Source organism: Enterobacter sp. Ap-867 (assembly GCF_011752855.1).
GTDB lineage: Bacteria > Pseudomonadota > Gammaproteobacteria > Enterobacterales > Enterobacteriaceae > Cedecea.
On sequence record NZ_VWWS01000001.1, the window covers coordinates 1,061,708 to 1,084,747 of the forward strand.

General features: G+C 53.8%; 18 protein-coding genes, 2 tRNA genes, 1 other RNA gene, 1 pseudogene and 1 riboswitch. Of the genes and pseudogenes, 15 read left to right on the plus strand and 7 right to left on the minus strand.

What is annotated here, in order from left to right; translation table 11 throughout:
* The first annotated feature begins 47 nt into the window (after window positions 1-47).
* The 10 genes and pseudogenes from F3J26_RS05125 (at window position 48) to crcB (ending at window position 10,816) form a co-directional block, all read left to right on the plus strand.
* Window positions 48-3,794 carry a nitrate reductase subunit alpha gene (locus F3J26_RS05125; RefSeq protein ID WP_166992010.1) on the plus strand — a complete coding sequence of 1,249 codons (3,747 nt, stop codon included), beginning with the start codon at window positions 48-50 and terminating at the stop codon, window positions 3,792-3,794.
* Window positions 3,791-5,329 (plus strand): nitrate reductase subunit beta, encoded by a 1,539-nt coding sequence (gene narH / locus F3J26_RS05130; RefSeq protein ID WP_008454215.1) that lies wholly within the window; start codon window positions 3,791-3,793, stop codon window positions 5,327-5,329. The genes F3J26_RS05125 and narH overlap by 4 nt, the downstream gene beginning before the upstream one ends.
* Window positions 5,326-6,030, plus strand: a complete 705-nt coding sequence (narJ, locus tag F3J26_RS05135) for a nitrate reductase molybdenum cofactor assembly chaperone (RefSeq protein ID WP_008454216.1) — start codon at window positions 5,326-5,328, stop codon at window positions 6,028-6,030. Before narH ends, narJ begins: the two co-directional genes overlap by 4 nt.
* On the plus strand, window positions 6,030-6,707 hold the full coding sequence (narI, locus tag F3J26_RS05140; protein ID WP_008454218.1) for a respiratory nitrate reductase subunit gamma: 678 nt from the start codon (window positions 6,030-6,032) through the stop codon (window positions 6,705-6,707). The genes narJ and narI overlap by 1 nt, the downstream gene beginning before the upstream one ends.
* A 133-nt stretch (window positions 6,708-6,840) precedes the next feature.
* The gene (locus tag F3J26_RS05145) at window positions 6,841-7,182 is read left to right on the plus strand and encodes a metalloregulator ArsR/SmtB family transcription factor (RefSeq protein ID WP_166992013.1); all 342 of its coding nucleotides are present in this window, start codon (window positions 6,841-6,843) and stop codon (window positions 7,180-7,182) included.
* A gap of 96 nt (window positions 7,183-7,278) precedes the next feature.
* Window positions 7,279-7,557: pseudogene (locus F3J26_RS05150) on the plus strand (ArsC/Spx/MgsR family protein); the annotation flags it as partial.
* A 36-nt stretch (window positions 7,558-7,593) separates the two neighbouring features.
* Window positions 7,594-7,664, plus strand: a riboswitch (Fluoride riboswitch).
* Window positions 7,665-7,744: 80 nt separating this feature from the next.
* Entirely contained in the window at window positions 7,745-8,656 is a 912-nt protein-coding gene (locus F3J26_RS05155) for a DHH family phosphoesterase (protein WP_166992019.1), read from the plus strand.
* Window positions 8,653-9,084: a universal stress protein gene (locus F3J26_RS05160; RefSeq protein ID WP_008454225.1), complete on the plus strand. Its 432-nt coding sequence runs from the start codon at window positions 8,653-8,655 to the stop codon at window positions 9,082-9,084. Before F3J26_RS05155 ends, F3J26_RS05160 begins: the two co-directional genes overlap by 4 nt.
* 10 nt (window positions 9,085-9,094) lie before the next feature.
* A complete protein-coding gene (gene eno, locus F3J26_RS05165; RefSeq protein WP_166992022.1) occupies window positions 9,095-10,384 on the plus strand; it encodes a phosphopyruvate hydratase in 1,290 nt (429 codons plus the stop codon).
* 54 nt (window positions 10,385-10,438) lie between these two features.
* Window positions 10,439-10,816 carry a fluoride efflux transporter CrcB gene (gene crcB, locus F3J26_RS05170; protein ID WP_008454228.1) on the plus strand — a complete coding sequence of 126 codons (378 nt, stop codon included), beginning with the start codon at window positions 10,439-10,441 and terminating at the stop codon, window positions 10,814-10,816.
* Window positions 10,817-11,193: 377 nt separating this feature from the next.
* Here crcB and F3J26_RS05175 read toward each other — a convergent pair.
* From F3J26_RS05175 to F3J26_RS05195, 5 genes are all read right to left on the minus strand, one after another.
* Window positions 11,194-11,278, minus strand: a tRNA-Tyr gene (locus F3J26_RS05175).
* A 26-nt stretch (window positions 11,279-11,304) separates the two neighbouring features.
* Window positions 11,305-11,435, minus strand: a non-coding RNA gene (locus tag F3J26_RS05180) — RtT sRNA.
* A 43-nt stretch (window positions 11,436-11,478) separates the two neighbouring features.
* Window positions 11,479-11,563: transfer RNA gene (locus F3J26_RS05185), tRNA-Tyr, on the minus strand.
* Window positions 11,564-11,720: 157 nt separating this feature from the next.
* Window positions 11,721-12,563 (minus strand): formyltetrahydrofolate deformylase, encoded by an 843-nt coding sequence (purU, locus tag F3J26_RS05190; protein WP_008454230.1) that lies wholly within the window; start codon window positions 12,561-12,563, stop codon window positions 11,721-11,723.
* 63 nt (window positions 12,564-12,626) lie between these two features.
* Complete coding sequence (locus F3J26_RS05195; protein WP_166992025.1) at window positions 12,627-13,082, minus strand: YchJ family metal-binding protein; 456 nt, start codon at window positions 13,080-13,082, stop codon at window positions 12,627-12,629.
* Window positions 13,083-13,195: 113 nt separating this feature from the next.
* Between F3J26_RS05195 and rssA the strand changes: the two genes are divergently transcribed.
* From rssA to F3J26_RS05215, 4 genes are all read left to right on the plus strand, one after another.
* A complete protein-coding gene (rssA, locus tag F3J26_RS05200; RefSeq protein ID WP_166992028.1) occupies window positions 13,196-14,104 on the plus strand; it encodes a patatin-like phospholipase RssA in 909 nt (302 codons plus the stop codon).
* Between the two features lie 81 nt (window positions 14,105-14,185).
* Complete coding sequence (rssB, locus tag F3J26_RS05205; RefSeq protein ID WP_008454235.1) at window positions 14,186-15,199, plus strand: two-component system response regulator RssB; 1,014 nt, start codon at window positions 14,186-14,188, stop codon at window positions 15,197-15,199.
* A gap of 202 nt (window positions 15,200-15,401) precedes the next feature.
* A complete protein-coding gene (gene galU, locus F3J26_RS05210; protein ID WP_008454237.1) occupies window positions 15,402-16,310 on the plus strand; it encodes a UTP--glucose-1-phosphate uridylyltransferase GalU in 909 nt (302 codons plus the stop codon).
* Between the two features lie 24 nt (window positions 16,311-16,334).
* A complete protein-coding gene (locus tag F3J26_RS05215) occupies window positions 16,335-17,675 on the plus strand; it encodes a UDP-glucose dehydrogenase family protein (protein WP_166873320.1) in 1,341 nt (446 codons plus the stop codon).
* 756 nt (window positions 17,676-18,431) lie between these two features.
* Here the strand turns inward: F3J26_RS05215 and hns are convergent.
* Window positions 18,432-18,839 (minus strand): histone-like nucleoid-structuring protein H-NS, encoded by a 408-nt coding sequence (gene hns / locus F3J26_RS05220; RefSeq protein WP_008454242.1) that lies wholly within the window; start codon window positions 18,837-18,839, stop codon window positions 18,432-18,434.
* A gap of 554 nt (window positions 18,840-19,393) precedes the next feature.
* Here hns and tdk point away from each other — a divergent pair.
* Window positions 19,394-19,999, plus strand: a complete 606-nt coding sequence (gene tdk / locus F3J26_RS05225; protein ID WP_039303730.1) for a thymidine kinase — start codon at window positions 19,394-19,396, stop codon at window positions 19,997-19,999.
* Between the two features lie 120 nt (window positions 20,000-20,119).
* Here tdk and adhE read toward each other — a convergent pair whose 3' ends face one another.
* Window positions 20,120-22,792, minus strand: coding sequence for a bifunctional acetaldehyde-CoA/alcohol dehydrogenase (adhE, locus tag F3J26_RS05230; RefSeq protein WP_166992030.1), 2,673 nt, complete (start codon window positions 22,790-22,792; stop codon window positions 20,120-20,122).
* Window positions 22,793-23,040 lie beyond the last annotated feature (248 nt).

A 23,040-nucleotide genomic window follows, 5' to 3' on the forward strand; every position in this document is an offset into this window, starting at 1 on the left:
TCGATTTCACCAGAAGAGCCACCAGGCTCCACATCAGGAGTATCCCGATGAGCAAGTTCCTCGACCGGTTTCGTTATTTCAGGCAGAAGGGAGAAACCTTCGCCAATGGACACGGCCAGCTACTCGATACCAATCGCGACTGGGAAGAAGGGTATCGCCAGCGCTGGCAGCATGACAAAGTGGTGCGCTCCACGCACGGCGTGAACTGTACCGGCTCCTGCAGCTGGAAGATTTATGTCAAAAGCGGCCTGGTGACCTGGGAAACCCAGCAAACGGACTACCCTCGTACCCGCCCGGATATGCCGAACCACGAACCTCGCGGCTGCCCGCGCGGGGCAAGCTACTCATGGTATCTCTACAGCGCCAACCGTTTGAAGTACCCTCAGATGCGTAAACGTCTGATCAAGCTGTGGCGCGAAGCGAAAACGCAGCATAACGATCCGGTTGAAGCCTGGGCATCGATCATTAACGATCCCGACAAAGCCAAAAGTTACAAACAGGCGCGTGGCCGCGGGGGATTTGTTCGTTCGACCTGGGAAGAGGTTAACGAGCTGATCGCGGCGGCGAACGTCTATACCGCAAAAACCTACGGTCCGGACCGCATCACCGGCTTCTCGCCGATCCCGGCCATGTCGATGGTTTCTTACGCCGCAGGCACCCGCTATCTGTCGCTTATCGGCGGCACCTGCATGAGCTTCTACGACTGGTACTGCGACCTGCCGCCAGCGTCTCCGCAAACCTGGGGCGAGCAGACTGACGTACCGGAGTCCGCGGACTGGTACAACGCCGGTTACATCATCGCCTGGGGCTCTAACGTCCCGCAGACGCGTACCCCGGACGCCCACTTCTTCACCGAAGTCCGCTACAAAGGCACCAAAACGGTTGCCGTCACGCCGGACTATGCGGAAATCTCCAAGCTGTGCGACCAGTGGCTGGCGCCGAAGCAGGGGACGGATGCCGCGATGGCGATGGCGATGGGCCACGTTATGCTGCGGGAATTCCATCTCGACAAACCAAGCCAGTACTTCACCGACTACGTTCGTCGCTACACCGATATGCCGATGCTGGTGACGCTGGAAGCCCGTGACGGCTTCTATGCCCCAGCGAATTTGCTGCGTGCGGCAGACCTGGTCGACAGTCTCGGCCAGGAAAATAATCCGCAGTGGAAAACCGTTGCGCTGGCTGATCAGTCCGGCGAGCTGGTTGCACCTAACGGATCCATTGGCTTCCGCTGGGGTGAAAAAGGCAAGTGGAACCTCGAGCAGCGTGACGGCAGCACCGGGGAAGAAACCGCGCTGCGCCTGAGCCTGCTGGGCAGCCACGATGAAGTTGCCGAGGTGGGGTTCCCGTACTTTGGCGGTGAGAGCACCGAGCATTTCGACAACGTCAAACTGAAAGACGTACTGCTGCATAAGCTGCCGGTTAAACGCCTGCAGCTGGCGGACGGCTCAAGCGTGCTGGTGGCAACGGTCTACGATCTCACCCTGGCTAACTACGGTCTGGATCGCGGCCTGAACGATGATAACTGCGCCAGCAGCTACGATGAAATGAAGGCTTATACACCAGCCTGGGCCGAGCAGATCACCGGTGTGCCTCGCCAGGATATCGTGCGCATTGCCCGTGAGTTCGCGGATAACGCGGACAAAACCCACGGCCGCTCGATGATTATCGTTGGCGCAGGCGTGAACCACTGGTTCCATATGGATATGGCCTACCGTGGGCTTATCAATATGCTGATCTTCTGCGGCAGCATCGGGCAGAGCGGCGGCGGCTGGGGCCACTACGTCGGTCAGGAAAAACTGCGTCCGCAGACCGGCTGGATGCCGCTGGCGTTCGCCCTCGACTGGCAGCGCCCGCCGCGCCACATGAACAGCACCTCCTACTTCTATAACCACTCCAGCCAGTGGCGCTATGAGACGGTGACGGCGGATGAGTTCCTGTCGCCGCTGGCGGATAAGTCCCGCTACACCGGCCACCTGATCGACTTCAACGTGCGCGCCGAACGCATGGGCTGGTTGCCGTCTGCACCGCAGCTTGGCACTAACCCGCTGCGCATTGCTGACCGGGCGAAAGAGGCCGGAATGTCGCCGGTGGATTACACCGTTGAACAACTTAAATCCGGCGGCATCCGCTTTGCGGCGGAGCAGCCGGACTCCGGCTATAACCACCCGCGCAACATGTTTATCTGGCGTTCGAACCTGCTGGGCTCTTCCGGGAAGGGGCATGAATTTATGCTCAAATACCTGCTGGGCACCGAGCACGGCATTCAGGGGAAAGATCTCGGCCAGGAAGGCGGGCTGATGCCGGAGGAGGTGGAATGGGTCGATAACGGCCTGGACGGCAAGCTGGATCTGGTGGTCACCCTGGACTTCCGCCTGTCGAGCACCTGCCTGTATTCCGACATTGTGCTGCCGACCGCCACCTGGTATGAGAAAGAAGATCTGAACACTTCGGATATGCATCCGTTTATTCACCCGTTCTCCGCCGCCGTGGATCCTTGCTGGGAATCGAAAAGCGACTGGGAAATCTACAAAAGTATCGCGAAGAAGTTCTCCGAAGTTTGCGTTGGCCACCTCGGTAAAGAGACCGATGTTGTGACGCTGCCGATTCAGCACGACTCGGCCGCCGAACTGGCTCAGCCGTATGGCGTCATGGACTGGAAGAAAGGCGAATGTGACCTGATCCCAGGCAAAACCGCGCCGCACATTATTGCCGTTGAACGCGACTATCCGGCGACGTACGAACGCTTTACCTCCGTCGGACCGCTGTTGGAGAAAATGGGCAACGGCGGGAAAGGCATTAGCTGGAATACCGAAAAAGAAGTCGAGTTCCTGCGCAAGCTCAACTACGTGAAGACCGACGGCCCGGCGAAAGGTCAGCCTATGATCAACACGGCCATTGATGCCGCCGAGGTTGTGCTCAGCCTGGCGCCGGAAACCAACGGCCAGGTGGCGGTGAAAGCCTGGGCCGCGCTCGGTGAATTTACCGGTCGCGATCACACGCACCTCGCATTGCCGAAAGAAGAAGAGAAGATTCGCTTTCGCGACATTCAGGTTCAGCCGCGCAAAATCATCTCCAGCCCGACCTGGTCCGGCCTGGAGGACGAACATGTCTCTTATAACGCGGGCTATACCAACGTGCACGAGCTGATCCCGTGGCGCACCCTGTCTGGCCGCCAGCAGCTTTATCAGGATCACCAGTGGATGCGCGACTTTGGCGAGAGCCTCGTGGTGTACCGTCCGCCGATTGATACCCGTTCCGTGGACGGCATGATGGGCCACAAGTCTAATGGCAACCCGGAAAAAGCGCTTAACTTCCTGACCCCGCATCAGAAGTGGGGCATCCACTCCACCTACAGCGACAACCTGTTGATGCTGACGCTGGGGCGCGGGGGGCCAATTATCTGGCTGTGTGAAGCAGACGCCAAAGAAATCGGCATCGCCGATAACGACTGGGTTGAAGTGTTTAACAAAAACGGGGCGCTGACGGCGCGCGCGGTAGTGAGTCAGCGCGTTCCGGCCGGGATGACGATGATGTACCACGCGCAGGAACGCATCATGAACCTGCCGGGCTCTGAAATCACCGGCCAGCGCGGCGGCATTCATAACTCGGTGACCCGCATCACGCTGAAGCCAACCCACATGATTGGCGGCTACGCCCAGCTGGCCTACAGCTTTAACTATTACGGTACGGTCGGCTCTAACCGCGATGAGTTCGTGGTGGTTCGCAAAATGAAAGAGATTAACTGGTTAGACGGCGAAGGCAATGACCAGGTACAGGAGAGCGTAAAATGAAAATTCGTTCACAAATTGGCATGGTGCTGAATCTGGACAAATGCATCGGCTGCCATACCTGCTCGGTGACCTGCAAAAACGTCTGGACCAGCCGCGAAGGAACGGAATACGCGTGGTTTAACAACGTGGAAACCAAGCCTGGCCTGGGCTACCCAAACGACTGGGAAAACCAGGACAAATGGAAGGGGGGCTGGATCCGCAAAATCAACGGCAAGCTGCAGCCCCGCATGGGCAACCGCGCGATGCTGCTGGGTAAAATCTTCGCTAACCCGCATTTACCGGGGATCGATGATTATTACGAGCCGTTTGACTACGACTACCAGAACCTGCACACCGCGCCGGAGGGCAGCAAAGCGCAGCCCGTGGCCCGGCCTCGCTCGCTGATTACCGGCCAGCGGATGAACAAAATCGAAGCTGGCCCGAACTGGGAAGAGCTGCTTGGCGGCGAATTTGAAAAACGCGCGCAGGACCAGAATTTCGTCAATATGCAAAAGGCGATGTACGGCCAGTTCGAAAACACCTTCATGATGTACCTGCCGCGCCTGTGCGAGCACTGCCTGAACCCGGCCTGCGTCGCCACCTGTCCGAGCGGGGCCATCTACAAGCGCGAAGAAGACGGCATTGTGCTGATTGATCAGGATAAATGCCGCGGCTGGCGGATGTGCATCACCGGCTGCCCGTACAAAAAAATCTACTTCAACTGGAAAAGTGGCAAGTCCGAGAAGTGCATCTTCTGCTACCCGCGCATTGAAGCGGGGATGCCGACGGTCTGCTCAGAAACCTGCGTCGGACGTATTCGCTATCTCGGCGTGCTGCTGTATGACGCCGATGCGATTGAGCAGGCGGCCAGCACGGAAAACGAGAAAGATCTGTATCAGCGCCAGCTGGACGTATTCCTGGATCCGAACGATCCGGCAGTCATTGCGCAAGCGCTGAAAGACGGTATCCCGCAGGGAGTGATTACGGCGGCTCAGCAGTCGCCGGTGTACAAAATGGCGATGGACTGGAAGCTGGCTCTGCCGCTGCACCCGGAATATCGCACGCTGCCGATGGTCTGGTACGTGCCGCCGCTGTCGCCGATTCAGTCCGCGAGCGATGCGGGCCAGCTGCCGCACACCGGTATTCTGCCTGATGTCGAAAGCCTGCGTATTCCGGTGGAGTACCTGGCCAACCTGCTGACCGCCGGGGACACCGCGCCGGTGCTGCGGGCGCTGAAGCGCATGATGGCGATGCGTCACTACAAACGTGCTGAAACCGTTGAAGGCGTGATCGACACGCGTGCGCTGGAAGAGGTGGGGCTAACCGAAGCTCAGGCGCAGGAAATGTACCGCTACCTGGCTATCGCTAACTACGAAGATCGTTTTGTGGTGCCGACCAGCCATCGCGAACTGGCCGAGAACTCTTTCCCTGAGCACAGCGGCTGCGGCTTTAGCTTTGGCGACGGCTGTCACGGCAGCGACACCAAATTCAATCTGTTCAACAGCCGTCGGATTGACGCTATCGACGTCTCGAGCAAAACGGAGCCGCATCCATGATTGAACTACTGATTATCTCCCGCCTGCTGGAGTACCCGGATGCTGCCCTGTGGCAGCATCATCAGGAGCTGCATGAGGCGCTGGCCCAAAGCGAGACATTGACGAAAATGCAGCGCGCCAGTCTGGATGGGTTTATCGACTCACTCTGCCAGCGGGAGCTGCTGGACGCGCAATCCAGCTACAGCGAGCTATTCGACCGGGGCAGAGCCACTTCGCTGTTGCTCTTCGAGCACGTTCACGGTGAATCGCGCGATCGGGGCCAGGCGATGGTTAACCTGATGAACCAGTATCAACAGGCCGGGCTGGAAATTGACAGCCGCGAGCTGCCGGACCATCTGCCGCTTTATCTGGAATACCTGTCCCAGCGCACGCGGGCAGAAGCGCAGGGCGGGCTGCAGGACATCGCGCCGATCCTGGCTTTGCTCAGCGCGCGTCTGAAACAGCGTGAAAGCGACTATGCGCTCCTCTTCGACCTGCTGATTGCTCTGGCTGAAAGCGACGTCAGCGTCGAAACGGTCCGCCAGCAAATTGCCAACGAAGCGCGCGACGACACGCCTCAGGCGCTGGATGCGGTGTGGGAAGAGGAGCAGGTGAAATTCATGGCCGATGACAGCTGCGGAGAGACCGACATTACCGCACACCAGCGCCGTTTTGCCGGGGCGGTGGCTCCGCAGTACCTGAATATAGCAGGAGGGAAATAATGCATTTTCTCAACGTCTTCTTCTTTGATATCTACCCGTACCTTTGCGGTGCCGTGTTCCTGATTGGCAGCTGGCTGCGCTATGACTACGGGCAGTACACCTGGCGTGCAGCGTCCAGCCAGATGCTGGATCGCAAGGGCATGAACCTGGCCTCAAACCTGTTTCATTTCGGTATTCTTGGGATCTTTGCCGGACACTTCCTTGGCATGCTGACGCCGCACTGGATGTACGAGGCGTTTTTGCCGCTAGAAATTAAACAGAAAATGGCCATGTTTGCCGGGGGAGCCAGCGGCGTGATGACGCTGGTGGGCGGCCTGCTGCTGCTGAAGCGTCGCCTGTTCAGCCCACGCGTGCGCGCCACCACCACTGGGGCCGATATCCTGATCCTTAGCCTGCTGATGCTCCAGTGTGCGCTGGGCCTCGGCACTATTCCGTTCTCCGCCCAGCATATGGACGGCAGCGAAATGATGAAGCTGGTGAACTGGGCGCAGCACGTGGTCACCTTCCGCGGTGGCGCATCTGACTACCTCGACGGCGTGGCGTTTATTTTCCGCGTTCATCTGGTGCTGGGCATGACGCTGTTCCTGCTGTTCCCGTTCTCGCGCCTCGTGCATATCTGGAGCGCGCCGGTGGAATACCTGACACGCAAATACCAGATTGTTCGCGCTCGCCGCTAGTCTGCATGAACGATCACAAGCCCGGTATATGCCGGGCTTTTTACACAATAAACAAATTCGTTTTTTCGGATATGAACGTTGACTTTAACGCCGAGAGCTTTACTATGGCAGCGTTTATTCAAGAGATCTCACCATGACTGCCCTGGCGCCTTTACAGCTTTTTAAACATTTGTCGGAAGAAACCCGGCTGGCTATCACTCTGCTGCTAAGAGCGAAAAGCGAGCTTTGCGTCTGTGAACTAACTGCTGTGCTGGACCTGCCGCAGCCTAAGGTCTCCCGGCATTTGGCGATGCTGCGCGAGGGCGGTTTGCTGCAGGACAGAAGAGAGGGGAAATGGGTTTATTATCGCCTTTCACCCCACATGCCCGCGTGGGCGGCGGCGGTCATTGAGCAGGCCTGGCAAAGCCAGGGCCATGAAGTGCTGGAGCGTTTGAAACGCATCGAGGCGAGTGGGGCTATGGCGCTTTGCCAGTAAAAAAATTTAACTTAACATATTCGTTTTTTCGAATATTATGGCGTTGTTTTACTGAAGTGGGAGTGAACATGTTTTTAGCAGGAACGCTATTTCTTCATGGCAATCGGCGCCCGTGAACTGCTGCGCAAAAACGTTGAGCCTTATGAAGTTTTAGGGCTGGAGAAAGGGCAATTCAGCGAGGAGCGACTCATTGAGTTGATGGTGCAGTACCCGCTGTTAATTAACCGCCCGATTGTGGTGACTGAGCGGGGGACGAGATTTTGCCGCCCTTCGGAACGCGTGCTGGATATCCTGCCTGAAGGGCAGCAGGGTGCGTTCAGTAAAGAGGACGGCGAGCCGGTTGTGGATGAGCAGGGCCAGCGCTTGAAACCGTAAAACCCGCTTGAAACCCTGAGGGGAAGGGTTCACAATACTTCGCAAGGTGATGGCGTTCCACCTTCCCCCAACCGCCTCGTTCAGAGGCTGATGACGCCTGGTATGACTCTTTTAATCCAAGAGGCATGTCAGGCTGGTCAACGTTTACCCCCCGGCTCTGCATGCTTCCCTTAACGGGGCTCGAGCCATGATACATGTTATTGGTCACCTTCATCACGACAGCGATGCCGTTTGCAGCGCCGTGATGGTTGCTCGCTGGTTAACGCTGCGGGGCCGCACGGCACAGGCGTGGCGCTGCGGCGAGGTTAACCGTGAAACTGAACTGATTTTCTCCCGTGCCGCTCTTCCTCTGCCCGGGCTTCTCTCGTCTTCTCTGAGCAACAAAGACATCTGGCTGGTGGATTTTAACGAGCCGGGGCAAGGGCCAGACTCGCTTATCACCGGCAATATTGTTGGGATCATCGATCATCACCGTTTGGGCGGGCTGATTACCCGGTTGCCGCCGGAGGTGTGCATCAAACCCGTAGGCAGCACGGCCACGGTGATCTGGCAGCTTATGGACGCCCGACTTCGGGCCGGGATCTCTGCCAGCGAGGCTATTTTGCTCCTGGGCGCGCTGCTCAGTGACACCGTCGCGCTACGTTCGCCCACGACCACACCTGAGGATAGGCTGGCGGCGGATGAGCTGGCCGGGCGCATCGGTATCGATTATGAAGAGTTTATTGCCGACCTGCTCACGGCCAAGACCTCTGTGGCCGGGCAGAGCGCGAGGGAACTGCTGCACAAAGATCTCAAGCGTTTTGACATCAACGGTGTTCGGCTAAAAATTGCGCAGCTGGAACTCTACTCTCTAACGCAACTTGCTCCTCAACTGGATGCTCTGCTGGAAGAAATGAATCTGCATGCGGCCGACGCCGATGTCGATCTTGTCGTGTTGATGGTGACCGATATTAATGCTTGTGAATCTGAACTCTATTTCTCCACCTCTTCATTGATGCCTGGGGCGCAGCCCCGCGTGATGCCGGGCATGATGAGTCGCAAAAAACAGCTTCTCCCCTGGCTGCAAAGCCAGCTCAATCCCGCCAGGAGCCCGCTATGAACCTCTACTCCCACGTTCTCGTACTTATTCAGGGCAAGACCGACGGGCAGGTGCTGATTCAACATGCCGCTCGCCTTGCCGGGGCGCTGCCCGTCCAAATCACCCTCGTCCACATCAGCGAAGACTACCGGGAGATGAATTACGTCTCCGATGCGCGAATGGATGACAACGTTTCTGCCGACCTGATTCAGGCGAAAGCGTTGTTTAGCGAGCTGGTGCGCTCGGTCAACGTGCCGGTAAAAACGCGGGAGCTGGTGACGTTGAACCGCTTTGAAGACGTTGAAAAATGCATTTCTTCACTGGATGTGGACCTGGTGCTGGCCGGGCACCGCAACCGCTGGCTGGGGCAGATCGCTTCTGACTCGATGGAATACGTTAATCATCTGAATGTTGACGTGCTGATTAAACATATCGATGGCAAACAATGAGGTAATCACCATGAATTTTACGCTGGATAAAATAGTTGCTCGTGAAATTTTGGATTCTCGTGGGAACCCAACCGTTGAAGTTGATGCTTATACCACAGAGGGGGTTATGGCCCGGGCCTCGGTTCCGTCCGGTGCCAGCACGGGTTCAAGGGAGGCCATAGAGCGACGGGATGGCGATAAACAGCGCTACAACGGTAAGGGGGTGCAGAACGCAGTGCATTCGATCAATACCGAGATTCATCAGGCACTTGTGGGCGTTGATGGCCGTGAACAGCGGCGGGTGGATGATATTCTGCTGGCGCTGGACGGCACGGAAAACAAGGCACGGTTGGGGGCTAACGCCATTCTCGGTGTTTCTTTGGCCGTCGCGCGGCTTGCAGCTCAGGTAACCGGCCAGCCGCTGTTTCGCTATCTCGGTGGGCTGAGGGCGAACCTGCTGCCGGTTCCCTGCATGAATATTGTTAACGGCGGGGTGCATGCCCGGGGGCAGGGAGCGGATTTTCAGGAGTTTATGATTGCGCCACATGGTGCGGCCAGCCTGACCGAAGCCGTGCGCCAGGGGAGCGAAGTCTACCAGGCGCTTCGCCAGATCCTGCTGGATAACAATCTTTCTACAGCCGTGGGTGATGAAGGCGGATTTGCCCCGGCGGTGTCCTCTAATAAACAACCTTTGCAGTTTATCGTGCAGGCGATTGAGAAAGCGGGCTACCGGCCAGGGGAAGATATCAGCATCTGTATCGATCCCGCTTCCAGCGAATTCTATACCGAGGGTAAATACCACCTAAGAACGGAAAAAAGCACGCTTAGCGCCGAAGAGATGACGGGCTATTATGCCGATCTGCTGGGCCAGTTTCCTATTGTGCTGCTTGAAGATGGGCTGGCCGAGAATGACTGGGCAGGCTGGAAGCACCTGAACCAAAAATTGGGCAACAGGGTCGAGCTGGTGGGCGACGATCTCTTCGTGACTAACGTGAAATACATCCGACGTGGCATAGAAGAGAACCTGGCTAACGCGGCGCTGATCAAGCTGAACCAGATAGGCACCCTGAGCGAAACCTTCGACGCGGTGGCACTTTGCCAGCAGCACGGCTGGGGAACGTTTATTTCGCACCGCAGCGGTGAAACGACGGACAGCTTTATTGCGGACATGACGGTTGCCCTGCGTGCGGGGCACCTGAAAACCGGCGCGCCTTGTCGGGGCGAAAGGGTAGAAAAATATAATCAGTTGATGCGAATTGAACAGGCGCTAGGCGCAGATGCACATTTTGCCGGACGTAGCGCTTTTATTCATAAAAGCTAAAAGCAAAGTTCTTATTTAACAACACCGTATCGTTTAGATCTTTTTGAGGGAAATATGGTTAAACCACTGTTTGCAGTTATTGTTGGCGGCTCGGCTGGGTGTGTTATTCGCTGGCTCCTTGCGTTACGTCTGAATGGCCTTTTCCCTCATTTGCCCCTCGGTACGCTGGCGGTCAACCTGTTGGCTGGGTTGATTATCGGTGGCGCAATGGCTTTCTTTCTGCGTCAGCCGCAGCTCGATCCCGGCTGGAAGTTGTTGATTACCACCGGCCTGTGCGGCGGCATGAGTACTTTTTCAACGTTCTCTGTTGAGCTGTTTTCGCTGCTGCAGGGGGGGAATTATGCCTGGGCGATGGCGTCCGTTTTCGCTCACGTACTGGGTTCACTGTTAATGACCGCGGTCGGTTTCTTTGTCATAAATGCAGTGATGTAATAGGGCTGTGCAACCGGCGGGCCTGAGTTTGGCTCGCCTTTTTTATTCTTAGAGAACAACAGCGAAAGGCGTTTTATAAGAGTATTAGCCCGAGTGCCAGGAATAGGGAGGCGGGGGAAGGATGACCGCGCAAGCGCGTTCTCACTGGCGTGAGTCGAACCTTAATCGAAGCTTCTCGTCCTTCCACAACGGGAATCTGGATGATTGTGCGAGTTCTGAAGTTGGGATTTGTTCTGGAAGATGGTGGCGGGGGAAGGATGACCGCGCAAGCGCGTTCTCACTGACGTGAGTCGAACCTTAATCGAAGCTTCTCGTCCTTCCCCAACGGGAATCTGGATGATTGTGCAAGTTCTTAAGTTGGGGTTTGTTCTGGAATATGGTGGCGGGGGAAGGATTCGAACCTTCGAAGTCGATGACGGCAGATTTACAGTCTGCTCCCTTTGGCCGCTCGGGAACCCCGCCAGGGGTTAATGCTTTGAATTTTTAGATGGTGGTGGGGGAAGGATTATTCGTCGCTTCACTCCTCACCCTTCGGGCCGCTGCTTTAGCAGCGTTATTTCGCTTTCGCTCGATTCGAACCTTGGTCGAAGATTCTCACCCTTCCCGATAAGCGAAAACTTTGTCTCATCTCATCGGTATTACCACATCGCTGTGGTGAATAATGGTGGTGGGGGAAGGATTCGAACCTTCGAAGTCGATGACGGCAGATTTACAGTCTGCTCCCTTTGGCCGCTCGGGAACCCCACCACGGGGTAATGCTTGTTACTGGCCTGCTTCGCTGTGGAAGCGGGGCGCATCATATCAAATGAAGCGCCGCTGTAAAGCATTCACTTGAGGAAAATGAATCGTTTGCCGCTTTTTTACGCTGAGCGCCGCAAAGCTAACCAATTCATTTTCTGAGTGATTAGAGAATAATCGTACGGTTGCCGTAAACGAAGACTCGCTGGGCCAACACTTCGTAGAGCGCCCGGCTTAGCACATTTTTCTCTACGTCACGCCCGGCACGCATCATGTCGTCGGCGGTGTAGGTGTGATCGACGTGGATCACGTCCTGCATGATGATCGGGCCTTCGTCCAGATTATCATTAACATAATGCGCGGTGGCGCCGATAATCTTCACGCCGCGTTCGTAAGCCTGGTGATAAGGGCGTGCGCCGATAAACGCCGGCAGGAACGAGTGATGGATGTTGATTATCTGGTTCGGGAAGCGGGCGACAAACTCAGGCGTCAATACGCGCATGTATTTGGCCAGCACGACGTAGTCTGGTTTATGTGCTTCGATAGCATCGGCCATTTGCATGTCGTGCTCTTCGCGCGTCATCCCTTCGTGGCTGACTAACTGGAACGGAATGTCGAAACGCTCCACTAAGGTACGTAGGGTTTCGTGATTGCCGATGACGGCAGCGATTTCTACGTCCAGGCCGCCATAGGTGGATTTCATCAGCAAATCGCCGAGGCAATGGGCTTCTTTGGTGACCAGAATAACAATGCGACGGCGGCCCGCAGGCGTCAATTCACGAATTGAGCCTTCCGGCAGCGCGCTGTCCAGGTCGGCCATCAGCGTAGTGTCGTTAAAAATGCCTTCAAGCTCGGTACGCATAAAGAAGCGGCCGGTACGATGATCGACAAATTCGTTGTTCTGAACAATATTGAGTTCGTGTTTGTAGCAAATGTTAGTGATTCGCGCGATGAGACCCTTCTGATCGGGGCAGATTGTGCGGAGAACTTTACGTTGTAATGCCTGCATGAAGAGATAAATCCTGTTGAACGGTGTTTGCGAAACAATAATGCTGTTATGCAGCGAAGGCTATCATCCGCAGCATTTTTTATATTTTTTTCCAGAACCGCAAGGGCAGGGGTCATTACGACCGAACTGCGGGCGGAGGCCGTCGATATAGTACCATTGACCGCTTTCCCTGACGAAACGAGAGCGTTCGATTATCGCGCTTTGCTTGCCGTTTTCCTGAAAACGGGCCACAAAGCTGACAAATCCTTCGTTGACATCTTTGCCTTCGGCTTCTTCATATATCGTCAGGCCGAGCCATTCCGTGTCGCCGAAGCCGCTGGATATTTCTGATTTTAACGACGGACGGCGGCAGCTCTCATGCCAGCTTGCAACAAGATAATCCGCATCCTGCTTCACAAAAGCGGTGTAACGAGAGCGCATAAGCTGTGACGGGCGTTGCGGATGCTGGGCCGCGCTTAGGTAAGGCTGGCAACATAAGCTATACTCCAAACCGCTGCCACAGGGACAAAGTTGCAACATAATATCTCCAGGAAAAATAAACGACGCCAATAATACGACGGCAGCACTTATGTTAACTGAGCGGTGGCGTTGGCGTCACGGAGTGATTACCGGGGAAGATTGACCGAGGCGTGATGAGACAGGTAAAGATCGGCCTGGCATTAGGGTCGGGTGCGGCCAAAGGATGGGCGCACATTGGCGTTATCAATGCGTTAAAAAAAGCAGGGATTCAGATTGATATCGTGGCCGGGTGTTCCGTCGGCGCGCTGGTCGGTGCCGCCTATGCCAGCCAGCGGTTGCCGTTGATGGAGCGATGGGTGCGATCATTCAGCTACTGGGATGTCCTGCGTCTGATGGATCTTTCCTGGCGTCGCGGCGGGCTGCTCCGCGGTGAACGCGTGTTTAACAATATTCGCAAAATCATTCCAGAAACCGCTATTGAGGGCTGTGGCATGAGATTTGGTGCCGTGGCCACCAACCTGAGTACCGGGCGAGAGCTGTGGTTTACCGACGGCGACCTCCATCAGGCTATTCGCGCCTCCTGCAGCATGCCGGGGCTGCTGTCTCCCGTTGCACACAACGGTTACTGGCTGGTGGATGGCGCAATTGTCAATCCGGTGCCGATCTCGCTCACTCGTGCGCTGGGGGCGGATATCGTCATTGCGGTGGACTTGCAGCACGATGCGCACCTGATGCAGCAGGATCTGCTGTCGGTGAATATGACGCCTGCCGGGGAGGATAATCTGGCGCAGCCTGCGTCCTGGCGCAGTCGTTTACGGGAGCGTTTGGGAAAAATGACCCACCGCCGGGCCACTGTTACGCCGACGGCGATGGAAATTATGACGACCTCGATTCAGGTGCTGGAAAACCGCCTCAAGCGTAACCGCATGGCGGGCGATCCTCCCGATATTCTTCTGCAGCCCTTTTGCCCGCAAATTTCCACCCTCGACTTTCATCGTGCGTCCGAAGCTATCGCGGCAGGCTACCTTGCGGTTGAGAAAAAAATGGATGAGCTACTGCCGCTGGTTCGTACTCATGATTAAGTTAATACTTAACCCGTTTCTGACAGGCGCTCGTTGCGATACCGTGCCACTATTGAAATATTGCCAGGCAGAGGAAAGCGCATGAGTTACCCGCTGGAAGGAAAGCAGATCCTCATTGTTGAAGACGAGCCCGTTTTCCGCTCTCTGCTGGACAGCTATTTGACGTCGCTTGGCGCGGGCACGCTGCTTGCCTGGGACGGCATGGATGCGCTTGAGAAGCTGGGGCAATTTACGCCGGATCTGCTGATTTGTGACCTGGCGATGCCACGAATGAATGGTCTTGAACTGGTGGAACATATCCGTAACGAAGGTAATCAAACGCCCATTTTAGTTATTTCAGCGACGGAAAATATGTCTGACATAGCCCAGGCTTTACGGCTCGGTGTGCAGGATGTGTTGCTGAAACCCATTAAAGATCTTAATCGATTAAAAGAGACCGTATTGTCCTGTATCTACCCCACAATGTTTAATTCCCGGGTAGAAGAGGAGGAGCGGCTGTTTCAGGATTGGGATGCGCTGGCACGGGATCCTCAGGCTGCATCCAAGCTGCTGCAAGAACTGCAACCGCCGGTCCAGCAGGTTATGTCGCGCTGCCGAATAAATTATCGCCAGTTAATTGCGGTCGATCAGCCTGGTCTGGTGCTCGATATTGCGCCACTTTCAGATAATGATCTGGCTTTTTATTGTTTAGACGTTACCCGTGCTGGCGATAACGGTGTATTAGCCGCGCTGTTGCTCAGAGCGTTATTCAACGGATTATTACAGGAACAACTTTCGCATCAGGGCCAGCGTTTACCTGAACTGGGTAATTTACTAAAACAGGTCAATCAACTATTGCGTCAGGCAAACCTGAACGGACAATTTCCGCTCATTGTGGGTTATTATCACAGCGGATTAAAAAACCTCATTCTGGTCTCCGCCGGGCTTAATGCCACATTAAATACCGGCGAGCACCAAATCCAGGTCAGCAACGGCGTGCCGTTGGGGACGCTGGGCAATGCCTACCTCAATCAAATCAGCCAGCGGTGCGAAGCCTGGCAATGCCAGGTGTGGGGCTCCGGTGGGCGTTTACGGCTGATGTTGTCTGCAGAATAAACAACGGAACAACTGATTACATTTAGCTTTTTTCCTGGAACCCGGGCGGTGGTAATATCGCGTCCAACCTAATCGTATTTGTCTTAAATTAGCCGCTGCCGGAGTAAACGGGGGGCGGTTTTCGTTTTTAAGCTGATATACTCAACCGCGTTTTTAAATTGACGACAAGTGTGAAACTTGAACAGTCCTGGAGGTTTTTTCAATGGCTGCCATTAATTCTAAAGTAAGAAAAGCTGTTATCCCGGTTGCGGGGTTGGGAACGCGTATGTTGCCGGCAACAAAGGCAATTCCAAAAGAGATGCTGCCGCTGGTTGATAAACCGCTGATTCAGTATGTCGTTAATGAGTGTATCGCTGCCGGTATTACCGAGATTGTACTGGTTACCCACTCTTCTAAAAATTCCATCGAGAACCACTTCGACACCAGTTTTGAACTGGAAGCCATGCTTGAGAAGCGCGTTAAGCGTCAGCTTCTGGAAGAAGTGCAGTCTATTTGCCCGCCGCACGTCACCATTATGCAGGTGCGTCAGGGGCTGGCGAAAGGGCTGGGCCACGCCGTGATGTGTGCGCATCCTGTCGTCGGTGATGAGCCGGTTGCGGTGATCCTGCCGGACGTGATTCTGGATGAGTTCGAATCCGACCTTTCTCAGGACAACCTGGCCGAAATGATCCGCCGCTTTGACGAAACCGGACACAGCCAAATCATGGTTGAACCTGTTGCGGATGTAACCGCTTATGGCGTGGTTGACTGCAAAGGCGCTGCGCTTTCTGCGGGCGACAGCGTGCCAATGGTCGGGATTGTTGAGAAACCTAAAGCTGACGTTGCGCCATCCAATCTGGCCGTTGTCGGACGCTATGTGCTGAGCGCGGATATCTGGCCGCTGCTGGCGAAAACCCCTCCAGGTGCCGGGGATGAAATTCAGCTCACCGATTCTATCGCAATGCTGATGGAAAAAGAGACCGTTGAAGCCTACCACATGAAAGGCGTGAGCCACGACTGCGGCAACAAGCTGGGCTATATGCAGGCGTTTGTTGAGTACGGTATTCGTCATAACACGCTGGGTGCAGACTTTAAAACCTGGCTTGAAGCCACCGTTGGCGCGAAGAAATAAGTTAATTCAACGCAGGATGGTAAGATGAAAGTTACCGTATTTGGTATTGGCTACGTTGGTTTAGTCCAGGCCGCCGTGCTCGCTGATGTTGGGCATGACGTCATGTGCATCGACGTAGACGCAAAGAAAGTGGAAAACCTGAAAAAAGGTGAAATCCCTATCTTTGAGCCAGGCCTTGCGCCGTTGGTGAAGAAAAATTATGAAGAAGGGCGCCTGCAGTTCAGCACCAATGCTGAAGAGGGCGTCAACCATGGCGAAATGCACTATATCGCCGTGGGGACTCCGCCGGATGAAGACGGTTCCGCTGACCTGAAATACGTGACTTCCGTTGCGCGTACCATTGCGCAGTACATGGATTCACATAAAGTCGTCATCGACAAGTCAACGGTACCCGTTGGCACGGCAGACAAAGTCCGTGCGGTGATGGAAGAAACCCTGAAATCTCGCGGTCTGGAGATTAACTTTGATGTGGTTTCTAACCCCGAGTTCCTGAAAGAAGGTGCCGCGGTTGCCGACTGCATGCGCCCTGAGCGTATCGTCATCGGGACGGATAACGAAGAGGTTATTGACCTGCTTCGTGAGCTGTACGAGCCGTTCAACCGTAATCACGATCGCATGATTCTGATGGATATCCGCAGCGCCGAGCTGACCAAATACGCCGCTAACTGCATGCTGGCGACCAAAATCAGCTTCATGAACGAGATTGCTAACCTGGCCGAACGTCTCGGGGCTGACATCGAGAAAGTGCGAATGGGTATCGGGTCTGATTCCCGGATTGGCTACAGTTTCATCTATCCAGGCTGCGGCTACGGTGGCTCCTGCTTCCCGAAAGATGTTCAGGCGCTGATTCGCACCGCAGAGCAGATTGGCTACACGCCAAAAATTCTGCAGGCGGTCGAAGAGGTTAACTATGCTCAGAAGCAAAAGCTGCCTGAATTCGTGACCCGCCACTTTGGCCAGGATCTGAAAGGCAAAACCTTTGCGCTTTGGGGACTGTCTTTCAAGCCTAATACAGACGATATGCGTGAAGCCTCCAGCCGGGTGCTGATTGAGGCTCTGTGGGAACGAGGCGCAGAGATTCAGGCTTTCGATCCAGAAGCCATGGATGAAACTCAGCGTATTTACGGCCACCGCAGTGATTTAAGGCTGATGGGAACCAAAGAAGCGGCCCTGCAGGGCGCTGATGCGCTTGTGGTTTGTACCGAGTGGCAGAGCTTTAAGGCTCCGGATTTCGATCTGATGAAGAAATCCCTGAAGCAGCCGGTCATCTTCGATGGTCGTAATCTTTATGATCCAGAGAGACTGAATAAGCGTGGTTTTGTTTATTACGCAATCGGCCGCGGTGCTTCCATTAATATTGTTTAAATAACGCCCGTCTGTTGTTATTTATCGTGACCGGCACGACAGCGCACCAGAGAGCCTGTACGCTGCCGGTCACGTTCTCCTTCTTCGCACCACTCCTAAGATTTTAAATCCCCGCTATTAGGCTCCTACAGGGCTTTTCAGCCGTGTTCCTGCAATATTCTGCCGTGCTCGACGGACAAAACCTTTATAGGGGTTAAGGTAAAGGGTTGTGTTCGTTATTTGAACATCAGGGTGCATTTGAAGCAGAAAGATAAGCGAGCGACTAAACGCTGATAACAATGGGCCGTGTAAATATGAGCGATAAAAGTGGCAGTAATATACTTCACGGCGCGTATGTGGGGCGAACCAGTCTCGGCGTCAGCGAGATAAATGCAACGTATGGGATACTCAATAATCTCTCGGCATGAGATCTTCAGGCAGGATTCCCCACTTTGTTCAGGCAAGGATTCAACTCTATGTATTAACGCCACATTTTTAGTTGATAACGCTTATGGAGTATATCAACCCGAGAAATGGATTACCTTAACGCCAGATAAATCTGCGTCAGGCTTAACCTGATGATTAGCGGGAGAAATTAACTGTACTAAAGGACAGGTATTGTATCTAAAGATATTAAATACGATTCATTAATAAAGAAACGTAAGCTGTTATAGGATTGTTTTACTAAAGTGGTTCATGCCGGGGGCATTAAAATGAAGTGCGTCACAAATAAAAAATCCCGCCGGAGCGGGATCTTAATAAGCAGCACTGAGGGGATTACAGCAGGAAGTCTTCCAGTTTCTTACCTTGCTCATCCATTGCTTTCTTGATAACTGCTGGCGTACGGCCCTGGCCAGTCCAGGTTTTAGTTTCGCCGTTTTCGTCGATGTACTGGTATTTAGCAGGACGCGCAGCGCGTTTCGCTTTACCTGCAGATTTAACAGCAGCAATGCTGTTCAGCAGTTCGTTAGGGTCGATGCCGTCAGCAATCAGCATTTCACGGTATTGCTGCAGTTTACGAGTGCGCTCTTCAACTTCAGCCGCCGCCGCGTTTTCTTCTTCACGACGTTCGTTAACGACAACTTCTAATTTCTCCAGCATCTCTTCCAGAGTTTCCAGGGTGCATTCTCTTGCCTGGGCACGAAGAGTACGGATGTTGTTCAGAATTTTAAGTGCTTCGCTCATTGTAGTAATCTCAAACTTATTATTGGGGGGTGACGTTTGAGCTAATAATAGAGCGTTATATTAGGTTCTGCAATAGCCGTGAATGTAAGTAATTCAAAATTTGCTGATATATAAGTGGCAGTTTAAATACTGTTAACTTAATTCCTGGCCGCTAAACCACGTGAAATGGCACTTCAAGACTCAATTTTTAGACAACAACCCTGCCATCAAAAGGGTTTGTCATGATGAGGGAAAGATAAAAATTTCGCATTAATCATCAAATATCAAGCGCGGGTATTTAGGCATAGGATGGATAGCGGTCGTTTACAATTTATAATAATTGAGCAGGTGAAGCATTTCATTAGAGGCGATAACCCATCTGGATCGGCGATCCGTCATAGCTGTTTCATGTATCCGGCGTACCGCTATTACTCAATGTATAAGCGTGATTTATTAATATATCGGATACAATTAACCTTGATGTTTAGCGAGGTAATCCGCCATCCACCGCACGTTACAGTGTGGTACAATCCGCCGAAACATAATTTACACTTTTGATTCAGGCAACGGGTGCAATGGCTCAACTCTATTTTTACTACTCAGCAATGAATGCGGGAAAATCGACGGCGCTACTTCAGTCATCCTGGAATTACCAGGAAAGAGGGATGCGTACGCTGGTCTACACCGCCGAAATTGATAATCGCTTTGGTGTGGGTAAGGTCAGTTCGCGTATTGGTCTGTCTTCCCCGGCCCGGCTTTATAATCCGACAACGGACCTGCTGGCCGACATCCGCGCCGAACAGCAATCTGCCCCGATACACTGCGTTCTGGTGGACGAGAGCCAATTTTTATCTAAAGAGCAGGTTTATGCTTTATCTGATGTTGTCGATGAGCTGGATATTCCTGTTTTATGCTACGGGCTGCGAACGGATTTTCGCGGGGAGTTATTCAGCGGAAGTCAGTACCTGTTGGCGCTGTCAGACAAATTGGTTGAGCTGAAAACGATTTGTTTCTGTGGCCGTAAAGCCAGTATGGTACTGCGTCTCGATCAGGAAGGTCGGCCTTATAATGAGGGTGAACAGGTGGTGATAGGCGGGAATGAGCGCTATGTTTCGGTCTGCCGTAAGCATTACAAAGAAGCGTTGCTTAAAGGCTCTCTACAGGCCATTCAGGGCAACTGATTCACCGACCATAACTTCCTGTAACGCTTCTACATTAAACATGCTGTGCAGGCCTGAGTGACGTATTCAGACAGAAAAAAACCCGCCAAAAGGCGGGTTTTGCATTTTAAGGGCTACCGATTAAGCCGTTTTCTTGGCTTTTTTGTCAGCTTTTGCCGCTGGTGCAGCTTCTTTAGCCGCAGCACCTTCAACAAACGGACGGCCGTAGTAGGTATCCAGCAGAATCTGTTTCAGTTCAGAAATCAGTGGATAGCGTGGGTTAGCGCCGGTGCACTGGTCATCAAAGGCATCTTCGGACAGTTTATCCACGTGGGCCAGGAAGTCTGCTTCCTGCACGCCTGCTTCGCGGATGGACTTAGGAATACCCAGTTCAGCCTTGATTGATTCCAGCCATGCCAGCAGTTTCTCAATCTTAGCCGCGGTACGGTCGCCCGCTGCGGTCAGACCCAGATGGTCGGCGATTTCAGCGTAGCGACGACGAGCCTGCGGGCGGTCATACTGGCTGAAAGCCGTCTGCTTGGTTGGGTTGTCGTTCGCGTTATAGCGAATAACGTTGGAGATCAGCAGGGCGTTCGCCAGACCGTGAGGAATGTGGAACTGAGAACCCAGTTTGTGAGCCATGGAGTGGCACACGCCCAGGAAGGCGTTAGCAAACGCGATACCGGCGATAGTCGCTGCGTTGTGAACACGTTCACGTGCAACCGGATTTTTAGACCCTTCATTATAGGAAGCTGGCAGGTTTTCTTTCAGCAGTTTGAGTGCCTGCAGAGCCTGGCCGTCAGAGAATTCGCTTGCCAGCACGGAAACGTAAGCTTCTAGCGCGTGGGTCACGGCATCCAGACCACCAAAGGCGCAGAGCGACTTAGGCATATCCATCACCAGGTTAGCATCAACAATTGCCATGTCCGGGGTCAGCGCGTAGTCAGCCAGCGGGTATTTCTGGCCGGTTGCATCGTCGGTAACAACCGCAAACGGTGTAACTTCAGAACCGGTACCGGACGTGGTGGTGACCGCAATCATCTTCGCTTTCACGCCCATTTTCGGGAACTTGTAGATACGTTTACGGATATCCATAAAGCGCAGCGCCAGTTCTTCGAAGTGGGTTTCTGGGTGTTCGTACATGACCCACATGATTTTGGCTGCATCCATTGGGGAGCCGCCGCCCAGCGCAATGATCACGTCTGGTTTGAAGGAGTTTGCCAGTTCAGCACCCTTGCGAACAACGGTCAGCGTAGGGTCAGCTTCAACTTCGAAGAAGACTTCGGTTTCTACGCCAGCGGCTTTCAGCACGGAGGTGATTTGATCGGCATAGCCATTATTGAACAGGAAACGGTCGGTCACAATCAGCGCACGTTTGTGGCCATCAGTAATCACTTCATCCAGCGCAATTGGCAGAGAGCCACGGCGGAAGTAGATAGATTTCGGAAGTTTATGCCACAGCATGTTCTCAGCTCGCTTAGCAACGGTTTTCTTGTTGATCAGGTGCTTAGGACCCACGTTTTCGGAGATGGAGTTACCGCCCCATGAACCACAACCCAGCGTCAGAGACGGCGCAAGTTTGAAGTTATACAGGTCACCGATACCCCCCTGTGAAGCCGGAGTGTTAATCAGGATACGTGCGGTCTTCATTTTGTCGCCGAAGAACTTAACGCGCGCAGGCTGGTTGTCCTGGTCGGTATAAAGGCAAGAGGTATGGCCGATACCGCCCATCTCAACCAGTTTTTCTGCTTTTACTACCGCGTCTTCAAAGTTTTTAGCGCGGTACATGGCAAGGGTAGGGGACAGTTTTTCATGAGCAAACGGCTCGGACTCATCGACTACGGACACTTCACCGATCAGGATTTTGGTGTCTGCTGGTACGGTGAAGCCTGCCAGTTCTGCAATTTTGGCTGCCGGCTGGCCCACAATCGCGGCGTTAAGCGCGCCATTCTTCAGGATGATGTCCTGAACGGCTTTCAGCTCTTTGCCCTGCAGCAGGTAACCGCCGTGGCTGGCGAAACGTTCGCGAACGGCGTTGTATACAGAATCAACAACGATGACGGACTGTTCAGACGCACAGATAACGCCGTTGTCGAAGGTTTTTGACATCAAAATAGACGCGACAGCACGTTTAACGTCGGCAGTTTCGTCTACCACTACAGGTGTGTTACCTGCGCCTACGCCGATAGCCGGTTTACCGGAGCTGTAAGCCGCTTTAACCATGCCAGGGCCACCGGTCGCCAGAATCATGTTGATGTCCGGGTGGTGCATCAGGGCGTTAGACAGCTCGACGGAAGGTTGATCAATCCAGCCGATCAGATCTTTTGGTGCGCCCGCCGCGATTGCAGCCTGCAGAACAATGTCTGCTGCTTTGTTGGTTGCATCTTTAGCGCGTGGGTGCGGGGAGAAGATGATCGCGTTACGGGTTTTCAGGCTGATCAGCGATTTGAAAATGGCGGTTGAAGTTGGGTTAGTGGTTGGCACGATACCGCAGATGATACCGACAGGTTCGGCAATCGTGATGGTACCGAAGGTGTCGTCTTCAGACAGCACACCGCAGGTTTTCTCATCTTTATAAGCGTTATAGATATATTCAGAAGCGAAGTGGTTTTTAATCACTTTATCTTCGACGATACCCATTCCGGATTCAGCGACGGCTAATTTAGCCAGGGGGATTCGAGCGTCGGCAGCGGCCAGGGCGGCAGCACGGAAAATCTTATCGACTTGCTCTTGAGTAAAGTTGGCATATTCACGCTGGGCTTTCTTTACGCGCTCTACGAGGGCGTTCAGTTCCGCGACATTAGTTACAGCCATAATGCTCTCCTGATAATGTTAAACTCTTTTAGTAAATAAGCTGCGCGAGTCGACAGTATAGCCAGCAGCCACCGAATGCGTGTTTAAGACAAAAAACTGTCATAAAAATGACCTGGATTCATGCGCTGATTTACTAAAAGAGCCTCATCTGAATAAGCCGTGTTAGTGGAGAAACCTGCTTTTCAGATGTGTCCAAGAGTACTCACTTCTGAGTAGGTTTTTCGTGATCTAAATCACAACTAATCGAT